General features: G+C 32.9%; 15 protein-coding genes. 5 read left to right on the top strand and 10 right to left on the bottom strand.

The genetic code is table 11. From position 1 onward, the window contains the following. Positions 1 to 156 precede the first annotated feature (156 nt). The gene (locus tag FJR48_RS01790) at positions 157 to 870 is read left to right on the top strand and encodes an arginyltransferase (RefSeq protein WP_152306467.1); all 714 of its coding nucleotides are present in this window, start codon (positions 157 to 159) and stop codon (positions 868 to 870) included. Here FJR48_RS01790 and FJR48_RS01785 read toward each other — a convergent pair. Next, entirely contained in the window at positions 857 to 1,516 is a 660-nt protein-coding gene (locus FJR48_RS01785; RefSeq protein ID WP_152306466.1) for a hypothetical protein, read from the bottom strand. The two genes, FJR48_RS01790 and FJR48_RS01785, sit on opposite strands and share 14 nt — an antisense overlap. 72 nt (positions 1,517 to 1,588) lie before the next feature. Here FJR48_RS01785 and FJR48_RS01780 point away from each other — a divergent pair, with 72 nt between their 5' ends. Beyond that, positions 1,589 to 1,816: a hypothetical protein gene (locus FJR48_RS01780; protein WP_152306465.1), complete on the top strand. Its 228-nt coding sequence runs from the start codon at positions 1,589 to 1,591 to the stop codon at positions 1,814 to 1,816. Positions 1,817 to 1,876: 60 nt separating this feature from the next. Here the strand turns inward: FJR48_RS01780 and fusA are convergent, their stop codons facing one another. The 5 genes from fusA to FJR48_RS01755 form a co-directional block, all read right to left on the bottom strand. Then, positions 1,877 to 3,967: an elongation factor G gene (gene fusA / locus FJR48_RS01775; protein ID WP_152306464.1), complete on the bottom strand. Its 2,091-nt coding sequence runs from the start codon at positions 3,965 to 3,967 to the stop codon at positions 1,877 to 1,879. Between the two features lie 12 nt (positions 3,968 to 3,979). Further along, complete coding sequence (gene rpsG, locus FJR48_RS01770; protein WP_152306463.1) at positions 3,980 to 4,447, bottom strand: 30S ribosomal protein S7; 468 nt, start codon at positions 4,445 to 4,447, stop codon at positions 3,980 to 3,982. Between the two features lie 85 nt (positions 4,448 to 4,532). Further along, positions 4,533 to 4,907, bottom strand: coding sequence for a 30S ribosomal protein S12 (gene rpsL, locus FJR48_RS01765; protein ID WP_152306462.1), 375 nt, complete (start codon positions 4,905 to 4,907; stop codon positions 4,533 to 4,535). A 126-nt stretch (positions 4,908 to 5,033) separates the two neighbouring features. Beyond that, entirely contained in the window at positions 5,034 to 6,353 is a 1,320-nt protein-coding gene (locus tag FJR48_RS01760; RefSeq protein ID WP_241856082.1) for a Na+/H+ antiporter NhaC family protein, read from the bottom strand. Between the two features lie 50 nt (positions 6,354 to 6,403). Beyond that, on the bottom strand, positions 6,404 to 7,027 hold the full coding sequence (locus tag FJR48_RS01755; protein WP_152306461.1) for an N-acetyltransferase: 624 nt from the start codon (positions 7,025 to 7,027) through the stop codon (positions 6,404 to 6,406). A 53-nt stretch (positions 7,028 to 7,080) separates the two neighbouring features. Here FJR48_RS01755 and FJR48_RS01750 point away from each other — a divergent pair, with 53 nt between their 5' ends. The 3 genes from FJR48_RS01750 to FJR48_RS01740 are packed head-to-tail and all read left to right on the top strand — an operon-like array spanning position 7,081 to position 9,624. Beyond that, entirely contained in the window at positions 7,081 to 7,773 is a 693-nt protein-coding gene (locus FJR48_RS01750; RefSeq protein ID WP_152306460.1) for a L,D-transpeptidase family protein, read from the top strand. Continuing rightward, positions 7,770 to 8,468 (top strand): tetratricopeptide repeat protein, encoded by a 699-nt coding sequence (locus FJR48_RS01745; RefSeq protein WP_152306459.1) that lies wholly within the window; start codon positions 7,770 to 7,772, stop codon positions 8,466 to 8,468. The genes FJR48_RS01750 and FJR48_RS01745 overlap by 4 nt, the downstream gene beginning before the upstream one ends. A gap of 40 nt (positions 8,469 to 8,508) precedes the next feature. Next, positions 8,509 to 9,624, top strand: coding sequence for a multiheme c-type cytochrome (locus FJR48_RS01740; RefSeq protein WP_152306458.1), 1,116 nt, complete (start codon positions 8,509 to 8,511; stop codon positions 9,622 to 9,624). Here the strand turns inward: FJR48_RS01740 and FJR48_RS01735 are convergent. Genes FJR48_RS01735 through FJR48_RS01720 form a run of 4 tightly spaced genes read right to left on the bottom strand, consistent with a single transcriptional unit; the run spans position 9,621 to position 13,689 of the window. Next, complete coding sequence (locus FJR48_RS01735; protein ID WP_152306457.1) at positions 9,621 to 10,310, bottom strand: response regulator transcription factor; 690 nt, start codon at positions 10,308 to 10,310, stop codon at positions 9,621 to 9,623. The genes FJR48_RS01740 and FJR48_RS01735 overlap by 4 nt on opposite strands. Positions 10,311 to 10,323: 13 nt before the next feature. Then, on the bottom strand, positions 10,324 to 11,826 hold the full coding sequence (locus tag FJR48_RS01730) for an oxygen-binding di-iron domain-containing protein (protein ID WP_241856081.1): 1,503 nt from the start codon (positions 11,824 to 11,826) through the stop codon (positions 10,324 to 10,326). Then, on the bottom strand, positions 11,813 to 12,556 hold the full coding sequence (cobA, locus tag FJR48_RS01725; RefSeq protein WP_152306456.1) for a uroporphyrinogen-III C-methyltransferase: 744 nt from the start codon (positions 12,554 to 12,556) through the stop codon (positions 11,813 to 11,815). Before cobA ends, FJR48_RS01730 begins: the two co-directional genes overlap by 14 nt. Beyond that, the gene (locus FJR48_RS01720) at positions 12,556 to 13,689 is read right to left on the bottom strand and encodes a cytochrome D1 domain-containing protein (protein WP_188108602.1); all 1,134 of its coding nucleotides are present in this window, start codon (positions 13,687 to 13,689) and stop codon (positions 12,556 to 12,558) included. Before FJR48_RS01720 ends, cobA begins: the two co-directional genes overlap by 1 nt. Position 13,690: the final 1 nt, after the last annotated feature.

Below are 13,690 nucleotides of genomic sequence, written 5' to 3'. Positions count from 1 at the left end.
CTCATTACTTTAAGCATTAGGATATATTTTCCTAAAATTCTACATATATTATATTAAACTAATGTTAAGAGATATTACATATTAATCATTAAAAACATAATTAACTTACTAAAAATAATAAGTCAACATTAATAGATGCTATGTCAAAATCATACTATGAATATACTAAAAGAATTCTCTATACATGATAAATGTTCTTATCTTGATAATCTCGAACAGACTATGCATTATAAAATTATTGAAAATTGTTCGGGGGAGAAATGTCAGGATTTTATAGAACGTGGATTTAGACGTTTTGGTAAAATGTATTTTCGCCCGATTTGTGAAGGCTGTGATGAATGTAAAAGTATTAAAATAGATGTCAGAAACTTCACTTTTTCAAAATCTCAAAGAAGAGAGATGCGAAAAGCCGAACATATTAAATCATATATTCAAAAACCTACTTTGACACAAGAACATATTGAGCTTTTTGAAAAGTATCATAAATATATGAAAGATAAAAAAGGTTGGGAACATACTCCGACAACTGCCCAAGGCTACTATAATTCTTTTGTAAGCGGTGCAAATGAATTTGGTTATGAGGTTTTATATTTTGACGAGGATAAACTAATCGGTGTAGATTTAATCGATATACTACCAAACGGCATATCTTCAATATATTTTTACTATGATCCCGATTATAAAAAATATGCCCTTGGAAAACTATCCATGTATATGCAAATTAAGTTTGCAAAAGAATCAAATATTGACTGGATATATATGGGGTACTATGTTAAAGACTGCCCTTCACTCTCGTATAAATCATATTATAAACCGTATTTAACCTTGGAAGGAAGACCTAACGAGGAAGATAAGCTTATTTGGTTTTAAGTTCTTTTTTTTGTTCTTCTCTAATCTTTTTCTTTTTCTTTAAAAGTTCTTCTTCTATAGATTTGGCAATTGCTTCTTGTTTAGCTTTGTCTTTAGCTCTTATTCTCTCAATTTTTGCTTTTTGAAGTTCTTTTTTGGAAGGTCCGGTATAAACTCTTTTTTTGTTTTTTATATCTTCATTTACAAATCGCTCAATAACAGTCCCTTTAATATCTATCTCATCTTTATGTTCGTAATAATATCTTTTTATTTCTTGCTTATATTTATCACTATCAAGCAAACCTGAATTTAGCATTTTTAAAAATAAATCACTGTCTTCATCTTTTAAAGATTTTTGAAAAACCGAATTTACGGACTTTATAAAAAAATCATTTGTTTTAGAGAGTTTTCTAAGCTCTTTTAAGTACTCTGTTTTAGAAGCTTCGGAATTACCTTTGTCAATCATAAAACCTATTTTTCTAACGGATTTTACATCAAGATAATACTCTTGAATTTTTTTACTATACATCTTAAATTCATTAATATCTTGAAGTTTACCTATATTCTCTAAATTATCATAAAGCTGATCGCCCAATACTGAATAAACTTTTGGATTGAGTGCAAAAAGTTCAAATGTAAATAACACTATAAATAAAATTGTTTTCATATTTTTCTCAAATTTTTTTGAAATTGTAGCAAATTTAGTACCAACTAAGTACATATTTAATAAAATATTCGCATGATTAAAATACTAAAAAAAGAACTTATAATATACACTGCACTTTTAACACTGCTAGTTGTGCTCATGCACCCTGATCTACTAAGTCATCCTACGGCAAGACTTGGATTAATGCAAGAAAAAGGAAACTATATACATCCTCTTTTATATACATTTTTCGTATATTTAATATTGTATTTTTTAAGATTTGTTGTTAGATATATTGTAAAACTTGTAAGGAAAAAATAAAAGTTAATAGGAGTAAAGAAGAGTTTCACTTTTTGTGAAACTCTAAGAAAAGGTTAAATATTAACCGTTTCTTTTCTTGATAATCTCTTCAGATACATTTCTTGGAACTTCTTCATAGTGATCGAATTCCATAGAGTATGTAGCACGACCCTGAGTAGATGAACGTAAATCCGTAGAGTAACCAAACATCTCTGATAATGGAACGTGTGCATCAACAATTTTGTTTCCGCTTCTGTCACTCATAGAGTTAACTTGTCCACGACGACGGTTAAGGTCACCGATAACATCACCCATATACTCTTCAGGTACTTCAACTTCAACTTTCATTAACGGCTCAAGGATCTTAGCATTTGCTTCACGAGCAGCTTCTTTGAAACCGATAGATGCAGCTATTTTGAAAGACATCTCATTTGAATCCACATCGTGGTAAGAACCATCATATAGTGTGATTTCGATATCTTCAATCGGATAACCTGCAAGTACACCGTTTTTCATAGATTCTTCCATACCTTTTTCAATAGCAGGAATGTACTCTTTAGGAATAACACCACCTTTAATATCGTTGTTAAATACAAGACCTGAACCAGCTTCAGCAGGTTTCATTTTGAATACAACGTGACCATATTGTCCACGACCACCTGATTGTTTAGCGTATTTATAGTTTTTATCAACTTCAGTTGTAATAGCTTCACGGTAAGATACCTGTGGAGCACCAACTTCAGCTTCAACTTTAAATTCACGCATCATACGGTCAACAATGATCTCAAGGTGTAACTCACCCATACCAGAAATAATAGTTTGACCAGTTTCCTCATCAGTATGTACACGGAAAGACGGATCTTCAGCAGCTAGTTTACCTAGAGCGATACCCATTTTTTCTTGGTCAGCTTTAGTTTTTGGCTCAACTGCAACAGAGATAACCGGTTCTGGGAAGTCCATTCTCTCAAGAACAACTTTATCTTTTTCAGAACATAAAGTATCACCGGTAGTAGTATTTTTAAGACCAACAACCGCACCGATTTCACCAGCGTAAATCTCTTTAACTTCTTCACGTTTAATAGCGTGCATCATCATGATACGACCGATACGCTCTTTTTTATCTTTAGTAGAGTTGTGAACGTATGAACCAGATTCTAGTGAACCACGATATACACGGATGAAAGTTAATTGACCAACAAACGGGTCAGTCATGATTTTGAATGCTAAAGATGCAAATTCACCTTTATCAGATGATTCAACTGCAACTTCTTGAGTCTCATCTTCCATCTTAGTACCTTTAATTGCAGCAACTTCAGTTGGAGCAGGAAGGTAATCAACAACAGCGTCAAGTAAAGTTTGAACACCTTTGTTCTTAAATGCAGTACCAACAGTCATTGGAACAATATGCATACCGATAGTAGCAGCTTTAATAGCAGCTTTGATCTCTTCGTTAGAGATCTCTTCACCCTCTAAGAATTTCTCCATAAGCTCTTCTTGACCATCTACAGAAGCGATCTCTTCGATCATTTTCTCACGGTACTCTTCAGCTTTATCTTGATACTCAGCACGGATGTCTTGTGTATGATATGCAGAACCCATTGCTGCATCTTCATCCCAAACGATCTCTTTCATTTGAACTAAATCAACAACACCTTCAAATTTATCTTCAGCACCGATAGGTAATTGTATAGGAACCGGATTACCTTTTAGACGCTCACGAATTTGACGCTCAACTTCGTAGAAGTCTGCACCGGTTCTATCGTATTTGTTTACGAATACGATTGATGGTACACCGTAACGGTTACGTTGTCTCCATACAGTTTCTGATTGAGGCTGAACACCACCAACTGCACAAAATACTGATACGGCACCGTCAAGTACACGCATAGAACGCTCAACTTCGATAGTAAAGTCAACGTGACCAGGAGTATCGATAATGTTAATTTGTTTTCCATCCCATGTACAAGTTGTTGCAGCAGATGTAATAGTAATACCACGCTCTTGCTCTTGCTCCATCCAGTCCATAGTAGCAGCACCATCATGAACCTCACCGATTTTATGCTCAACACCGGTATAGAAAAGAATTCTTTCCGTTGTTGTAGTTTTACCCGCATCAATGTGAGCAGCAATACCGATATTTCTTACGTCTTCTAGTTTGTGACTTCTTGCCATTTTAGTTTCCTATTACCATCTGTAGTGAGCAAATGCTTTATTAGCTTCTGCCATTTTGTAAGTATCTTCTTTTTTCTTGAATGCACTACCTTTGTCAGTTGCTGCATCCATAAACTCGTTAGCTAATCTTTCAGCCATTGTTCTTTCATTTCTTTTACGAGCAGCATCAACTAACCAACGGATAGCTAAAGATTGCTGACGTACCGGGCGTACTTCTACTGGAACTTGATAAGTAGCACCACCAACACGGCGACTTTTTACCTCTATAATAGGCTTGATGTTCTCAATAGCATCATTGAATGTATCAATTCCACTTTTCTCTCCACGAGAACCGATGATATCTAATGCTGAATAGATAATTTTCTCAGCAGTTGATTTTTTACCATCTAACATAATTTTGTTAATAAATTTCGTTAAAACTTTGCTTCCATATACCGGGTCAGGCATAATTTCACGAACGGGAGCTTTTCTTCTTCTCATTTTTAATTTTCCTTATCTTCAATTTTTTCAAATTTACTCAAGATATTTTCATACCCTGTAGTTAGCTTGAACTAATTAGTTAAACCTAGTTTTTAGGTTTTTTAGCACCGTATTTAGAACGAGCAACTTTTCTATCGTTAACACCGGCAGTATCAAGTGCACCACGAACGATGTGATACTTAACACCAGGTAAATCTTTTACCCTACCACCACGTACTAGTACGATTGAGTGTTCTTGAAGGTTGTGACCTTCACCACCGATATATGAAATAACTTCAAATCCAGAAGTTAAACGAACTTTTGCAACTTTTCTTAAAGCTGAGTTTGGTTTTTTTGGTGTAGTCGTATAAACACGAGTACATACACCACGACGTTGAGGGCAAGATAATAGCGCTGCAGATTTTGATTTCTTAACAACTTTCTTACGCTCTTTACGAATCAATTGATTGATTGTAGGCATTGTTTTCCTTTACTTAATTTTTTCCAGTAGAATGTAACTCACTGAAGTTCAGGGAGTTATAAACGCGCAATAATACTAAAATTCTAATTAAAGTAAGCTTATTTTAAGAGTTTATTTAATCTATTGCTAAGATAATGAGAAGATTATAAAAAATACAGAAGCCAATACTCCTGATATCAATGCATATGGAAGTTGTGTTTTTACATGTGAGACTACATCACACTCAGTTGCCAGAGAGGATATTATAGTAGTATCGGAGATAGGGGAACAGTGATCTCCAAATACACCACCAGATATTACTGCACCTATTGCAAGAGCAATATTGGCATCTACCCCTATTGCCATAGGAACCGCTATTGGTATCATTATAGAAAATGTACCCCAGCTGGTTCCCGTTGAGAAAGATATAATCGAGCTTAACAAGAATATAATAAATCCTAAAAATACCGGATTTAAATTTTGACTTGCCAAGGATGCTAAATACAAGCCTGTTTTTAACTCTGAGCTCACTTCACCCAAAGCAAAAGCAAATAACAAAATCAAAGCTATCGGAAAAAGTTTTTTAGCCCCTACAAGTGAATGTATTTGTATATTTTTAAAACTCATATTTTTAGTAAAAAAATAATATATATTTATAAATAATAAAGTTGAGAGCATTGTATAAAAAATAGAACTTGAACCGCTTCCTTTAAATATACTTCCATCACCTGTGATATATAAAAATAAAAAAACTAGTAAGACCATTAAAAATATTGGGCTTATCATATACCACATACTTTTATGTAAACTATTCTCTTTAATATCAAATTTTTTATACGTAGCATATTGCATCGGACCGATATCTATTCCATACCAGATAGAGATAAAAGTAACAAACAATGCAAATATTGCATAAAAATTATAAAATACGGAATCTATTAACAATTCAACAGCACTTATGTTTAATGCATTTGTCTCTATTTGGGTTAACACTAAACCAAGCAGCAAAGCACCCCATCCGTTTAATATGATGAGTGAACTAATCGGTGCAGATGTAGAATCACATACATAAGCAAGCTTTTCTCTTGAAATCTCATATTTATCACAAAGAGGTTTCCCTACAGCTCCACTTATAAGTGCCGTAATAGAAGATTCGACAAATATTACGACCCCTACTATATAACTAAGCATCAAAGCAGAGCGTTTGGAAGTTACAAGCTTTTTTTTATTTTCAAGATATTCTACAAAACCGCCTATCCCACCGCTTTTTTCAATCAGTTCCATTATTGAACCCACAAGAATAGCAAAAGCCAATGTTTTTAAAACCCAAGGAGTACTAAGAAGCTGATAAAAAAGTTCATATATTTGAATAAATGTTTGTAAAATCGAATAGTTGCTTAAAAAGAAAATACCAAGCACTATTCCGCTAAATAAGGATAAATTAACATTTCTTGTTATTAATGCCAAACCAATGGCAAAAAGAGAAGGGATAACTGATAAAAAAGTAGGTTCTATGGTTAAAACTCTATCTCTAAAAGTGCAAGACCCATACGTCCAAATTTTTCTTTATATAAATCACACTCTTTTTGTTTTACTTCTCTAAAACCCAGTTTTTTATAAAGCAGTATAGTTTCAAGCGATCCAATTTCTACTATTGTTTGTGCTATTCTATAGCCCTTTAATCTAGCCGTAAGTAAACTCTTTTGCATTAATGCTTTTAAAATACCGACATCAACAAAACCTTCCAACTCTTCCATAAAATCAAAAATCAATGTACGATTATTTTGTGCAAAGTTACATACGTTCAATATATCTTCATATTCACTTATATCACCTTCAAAACCTATCTCCTGCAATGATCTTTTAAATGCATCGTGTGTAGATATTCGAGGCTCATAACTACAAAGTGTACCGACTTGTTTTGAATCTATATTTGCTATTAAAAAATTACTGTAATGACAATGGTTTTTAGTATCTGTAACTATTAGTCTTTCTAAATATTTTAACAACTCTTCATCTTTTTTAACTCCAAAAACCAAATCATATATACCAAATTTTTTTTCAGCTCTGGAACTTTGAAGAATCATCTGTGCTAAAAATCCGGCATCCTCTTTTGATGCCTTGGAAATACCTATGCTCATAATATTTTTCCGTAATTAATCTCTTTCATATTTTAGTAATAGTAACATATCTTATGCTAAAAACTTTCTTAATCATCATAAATTTACATATATTTGCTTGTGCCTCTCAAATTGTGCTGGTTGTGGCAGAAAATATACACAGCTCCAAAGCAAAACTGCAACGATATCAAGATAATCAAAAAGTTGCCAGTCCTATAGATGTAAATATTGGAAAAAACGGTTTAGCTCACGGTCTAGGCATATCAACATTTAAAACAAATGTTAAAGAACCGGATAAAAAAGAGGGAGACAAAAAAGCACCGATAGGTGTATTTAAACTATCTTATCTGTTTGGTTATGAAAAAAAAGATGACAACTATAAAATGGACTATATGCAAGTTGATGAAAAATACACCTGTATTGACGATGCTCAATCTAAATATTATAACTCTGTGCTAAACTTTGTAGATAAAGACGCTAAAAGTTTTGAGTATATGAAGCGGGATGATGACCAATACAAACTCGGTATTGTAGTCGGTCATAATGATATTAAAAAACCATATGCAGGTTCTTGCATATTTATGCATGTTCAAAAAGCCCAAGACGCTTCTACTGCCGGATGCACATCTATGAGCTATAAAGATTTAAAAGAACTTGCAATTTGGTTGGATTCTAAAAAAGACCCTATTCTTATTCAAGTAGCAAAAGAGCATCTTAATCAAGTAAAAAAACAATATCCAAACTTAAACTTGGAAGGATTTAAATGATAAAAAAACTTTTTTTAACCTTAGTATTATCCGCTAGCTTATTTGCGTATGATAGTGGTCTTGAAGCTTTTAAAGCAAAAGAGTATAAAAAAGCTTTCGAGCTATATACTAAAGAAGCAAAAGAGGGAAACAGCGTTTCTCAAAATGCACTTAGTTATCTGTATTTTAACGGCATCGGGACAGAAAAAGATAAAATCAAAGGTATGGAGTGGCTGGATAAGTCTGCACACAATGCTGATGCTGAGGCTCAGTTTGACTTAGCCATGATGTATTTTAGCGGTTTAAATACCAAAAAAGATTTAAAAAAAGCAGCTTTTTGGCTGGAACGCTCAAGTGATCTGCAAAATCCAAAAGCTCAATATAATTTAGCACTAATGTATTATAAGGGTGAGGGCGTTGACCAGAATGTAACAAAAAGCTCTCAACTCTTAGAAATAAGTGCAAGAAAAGGCTATGAACCGTCCGTGCAAAATATCGGTCGTATATATATGCAGCTATTAAAACTTGACAAAGCAGCTTTTTGGCTTGAAAAAAATGCACAAAACGGTGATGTGGATGCATATTATTTGTTAGCTGAAATATACTGCACACAGGAAAAATTTATAAAAGCAAAAAAATGGGCAAAAAAATCAATAGATACCGGTAATTTACTTGCTAAAGAACTTTGGGATAAGCATAATTTGAAAAAATATTAATTATAAGATATAATTTTCATACTACAATTTGGAGTAAGTTATGAAAATTATTCTTTCTTTGCTGTTACTATACAGCTTCTCTTTTTCACTAAATCAATATCCTTCGTCAGAGTCATGTAATGAATGTCATGAGAATATATATCGAGAACACGCAAAATCAATGCATCACAAATCATCTCTTTTTAAAGATGAAATACATGCAAAAGTAAAAAATGCCGTAAATAAAGATAAATATAAATGTGCAATCTGTCATATGCCTGCTACTAAAAACCTCAGAGCAGTTATGAGCGGAGAAGAACAACCAAATCCTAAAAGCTATAGACAAACAGACGGCGTATCATGCTTTTTTTGTCATCAAATCAGTAAAATCTACGATTCAAAAGCCCATAAAATTAACTTTTCAAACTATAACGGTGAGAAAAAACCCACAGTATTTGGAAATTTAAAGAAACCGTATGAAAGTAATGAACACCACTCAAAAAACAACGAAATATATAAAAATTCGGAAGTTTGTATGGGTTGTCACTCACATAAACAAAATTCTCACGGCTTTGAAGTATGTAATACAAAAAATCAGTATGATAAAACCAGTGACTGTATTGGGTGTCATATGCCATCAACTCCGGGGACAATCGAGAAAAAAAATAAAGGTTTAAGAGAAAGCTATAAATCTCATGAATTCTTGGGTGTACATTCAAATGAGATGGTTAAAAAAGCCGTAAAACTCGAACTAAGCTATAAAGATGAAAAAATAAACCTGATAATATCAAATAAAATGGGTCACTCTATTATTACCCATCCTATGAGATTAAAATTTGCCAAAACAGTTGTTAAAAGAGATGGTAAAATTATCTGGAGTAACTTCAAAGATTCACCTCTTGAAGATAAAAAAGCTACTTTTATAATTGTATTAAAAGATGCTAAAGACAATCCATCAATGCCACATGAAGCTGTCGGATATAAAATAAATCAAAACCTTAAAGCGGCAACTTCAGTTAATATAAGCTATGACATAAAGTTGCAAAGAGGCGATGAGATTACTACTACTTGGATAAGCTATATAGTAAATCCAAAAATTGCTAAAAAACTAGATATAAAAACAAAAGAGCTTATAAAACCTTACATAGGTGCGAGTGAATCGATAATGGTTTATTAAACCGGAATTATCTTATATCCCGCTCCATATACATTAGTTAAACTCTCTTTAGGAATTTTACTTCGTAATCTTTTTATAAGAGAGGTAATAGAATCCGAAGAGAACTCTTTATCTTTATCGTTTTTATATATAGCATAAAAAATATCTTGCGGACTTATAGGTTGATTAGGGTTTGAGCATAACATATTTAACACTAGTATCTCTCTAGCTTTTAAGGATACAGGTATGTTGTCTTGATATAAAGTTTGGGATTGCATCTCCCAGTATGTATTTTCAGATAAATAAACTCTTTTAATAGCTTTTCTGATATTTTCCACCGCTTCTAATAATACATATTTTAATTTTTCTGCGTTTATAGGTTTTATCAGGTAAGTCTCCAGATGCAACTCTATTGCTTTTAATAATTTTGCTTCCTCGGAATGTGCACTCATAACTATTATTTTTGTATCTTTATCTTCTTCTCTAATTTTTGATATTAAAGTAAGTCCGTCCATTGAGGGCATATTTATATCGGTAATAATAATATCGGGCTTCTTATCTTCATACAGTTTATAAGCTTCATCTCCACTCTCAGCCGTATGAACTTTTGTAAAGAAAATTTGTAGATACTCTTTTAAAAATTCTCTTAACTCTTCTTCATCTTCTGCTAATAATATAGATATGTCTTTTATTTTTTGCATTTCCATTTTAAAATCCTTATCACCTTGTTTTTATTGTAAATACTGCACCGTTAAGTTTATTTTGTGCACTTAGTTCACCACCCATATTGTCCTCAATTATCATCTTGGCTATATATAAGCCAAGTCCTGTTCCTATAGATTGATGTTTAGTGGTAAAATACGGGTCGAATATTTTTGATAAATTTTTTTTGCTGATACCCCCGCAATTATCAGAGATACTAAGCACGTTAAAGCCTGAATCTTTATATAGAGATATATCTATATATAAAGTGTCAATCATCTTCTCTACAATGATATCTCTTATATTTGAGAGTATTGTTACTATGACCTGAACATATTCATTCATCAAACCGTACGTCTCTAAGCTCTTATCTACTTTTAGGTTTATTTTTACGTCCGTATCTTTCTTTTTTGTTAAAAAATCTACTATACCTAAAGCTTTATCTATAGCCTTTGATATATTAAACATAGTTTTTTCTTTATCGGGCTTATAATAATTAATAAAGTCCTCTATCGTATCGGACATATACTCCATACGTTTTGTTATACTCTTTAATTTTTCATTAATTTCATCTTTTTCAAGGGCACCGGCTTGGTTTTTTTCTTCCATAATTGCCACCACCGTATTAACAATAGCCAAAGGTTGTCTCCACTGATGTGCAATATTTCCAATCATCTCGCCTATTTCTGCACGCTTTGATTGTGCAAAAAGTTGACGGTCACGTTCTTGTATGGTTTTTTCTTTTTCTTTTAATTCATCAATCGTATCTAAAAGTTCACGGTTATATTTTTCCTCAATATACAATCCACAATCAAGATTTTTCATATCTTCAATAAGGTTTTTTATATATTTTTTTTGAACAACAGAACCGTGTTGCGGGGCTATTAAATCTATATCCAGTTTTTCTATCTTTTTTAATGCATAATTAAATATATCTCGACTCGGCATATACTCCTGATGAAACTGCTTAGCTTTTTCAAAATAAGTCTCATCTGCATAAAAATCCCAACTCTCTTCTATTCCCCCGAAAATATCTCCCGAAAATAGAGTTTTTGTTTTTGGTTCATAACTTACAAATGCTCCAGGCGAATGGCAATACGGAGTAGTTAAAAATTCTAACTCAAATCCGTTGTCAGTTACTAATTTATTGTCATTTTTATCTATCTTATAATATTTGGAAGTGACAAGATAGTGTTTTATCAAAACAGACATTCTTGAGTGTGTAACTATATACAAATCATCTCTATCTATTAGTTTTTCAATCTCTGGAACTGCTGCTGCTAAATCTGGATCTTGGTGATGCAATATGATATATTTTATATCTTTTATATCTACAAGCGATTTAACTTTTCTTACAGTCTCAGAAAATTCAAGCATAGAACCGGGATCTACCAGTATAGATTCATCTTGATTTTTTATAAGATACGGATGACATTGAAACGGGTCGTTTTTTAACTGCATCCCGACCCAAAAAATATTTGAGGCTATCTCAATAGCTTCATTATAATTATGCTTCTTCACCCTTAAACCATTCTAACTGTTTACGTAATTCAACTACTTTTCCAACAACGATAAGTGCCGGTGTCGGAACATCTTTAGCTAAGTCAATTATAGTATCTAGTGTACCTACTACAACCGACTGCTCCTTAGTAGTACCTTTTGATATAACGGCACAAGGGAAACTCCCCTCTTTTCCTACCTCTTTAAGTTTTTTAGTAATTTTTGGCAAGTTATGAAGTCCCATCAAAAATACAATAGTGTCATCCGTACGGAAATTCTCCCATGGAATCTGTGAAACTTTTTTATTTGGTGACTCATGCCCCGTAACTACTCTGAAACTAACCGCAACTCCGCGATGCGTAACAGGAATCCCCGCATATGCAGGAGCTGATATAGCCGATGTAATACCTGGAATTATCTCAAATCCGATTCCTCTTTCTTGTAGGTATGCCGCTTCTTCTCCCCCACGACCAAATACAAAAGGGTCACCCCCTTTTAACCTAACAACATTTTCATGTTTTAGGGCGTTTTGATATATCACTTCGTTTATATCGTCTTGAGGCATGATATGACGACCATCCTCTTTTCCGACATAAACGAACTCACAGCCGTCTTTGGACATCTCTAAGATATCCGGATTGGCTAAACGATCGTATATTATTACATCCGCTTCTTTAATCACACGAGCAGCTTTAAGAGTTAAAAGCTCTACATCACCGGGACCTGCCCCTGTCAAATACACGTTACCCATTATTTTTTTCCTTCATAAATAAATATACCCGATGGTTTTTTAATTTGGAATATCTCTCTGCTTAACCACCAACCGTCAGTATTTAAAACAGCTATTTTATTTGTATCGTTTACTGATACATATAAGTTCGGTTTAGCTTTTGACCATCTTAAATGTAGAACTTTTCCGTCAAACTCAAATCTTTTGATAATTTTTAATGTTTTTGTATCTATAATCTGAATTACCGGAAATTTTTTCCCGCTAAAAGTTACGGCTAAATATTTTTTATCAGGAGACAATGAAGTAAATACAGGAAGTCCTTCAGTTTCTATATTTTTAACATGCTTAAAATCAGGTGTATATACCATAACTTTGTTATTACCGACTGCAGGGATAAATACATACCCTCCGCCAATTGACCAAAACCCGAAGTGAGGTACTTTTAAAACAGGTTTTCTGTCTTCTAACATTATTTTTATTTTTGAATATTTCATAGTATCTAAGTCAACTACGCCAAAATGCTCACTTTGGAAAAAACCAGTTATAAAGTTATTATCTTTTATCATCGCATCAAAAGGCATCACACCTACATCTTCAAACTCTTTATGAATAACAAAATTCGGTTTTCCTTTTCCTTCATTGGTATCTTTTAGCACAGTAATCTTGTCATTATCCATTTGAGAAAAGATAAGATAGTTTTTATATATTTTTATACCTACGTTTTTACTACCTGTATTAAAAGACTGCAATGGGTTTAAATCACGGTCAAGTATATCTACACTTTTTTTTGCATAGTTTGCAACCGCTAAATAGTTTTCATTTATCGTAAAACCTATAGCACTCTCACTTGTTTTACGCTCTGCTAAAATTTTTTCACTCTCCGGATCAAACTTAACTACATATCCGTCTCGGCTTATTACGTATCCGTCTTTACCGACAAATTTAACGACACCGTGATTCATATTATGCATACCTTTTATATGTCCTGAAGGTATGCCGTTTTCAATTACAGCTAATGATTCACTTTCTCTCTCAACCACAAAAATTTTCTCATCCGTCTTAAGCATAGCTTTAATAGGGTTAATACTCTGTGCCTCGGCACTTATTAATAACGATGAGACCAAAGTCACTGTGTAAAATATTTTTTTTATCATA

The organism is Sulfurimonas lithotrophica (assembly GCF_009258225.1).
Taxonomy (GTDB): Bacteria; Campylobacterota; Campylobacteria; order Campylobacterales; family Sulfurimonadaceae; genus Sulfurimonas; species Sulfurimonas lithotrophica.
The sequence above is the reverse complement of the archived record's forward strand: the minus strand, read 5'-3'. Positions and strand labels throughout refer to the sequence as shown.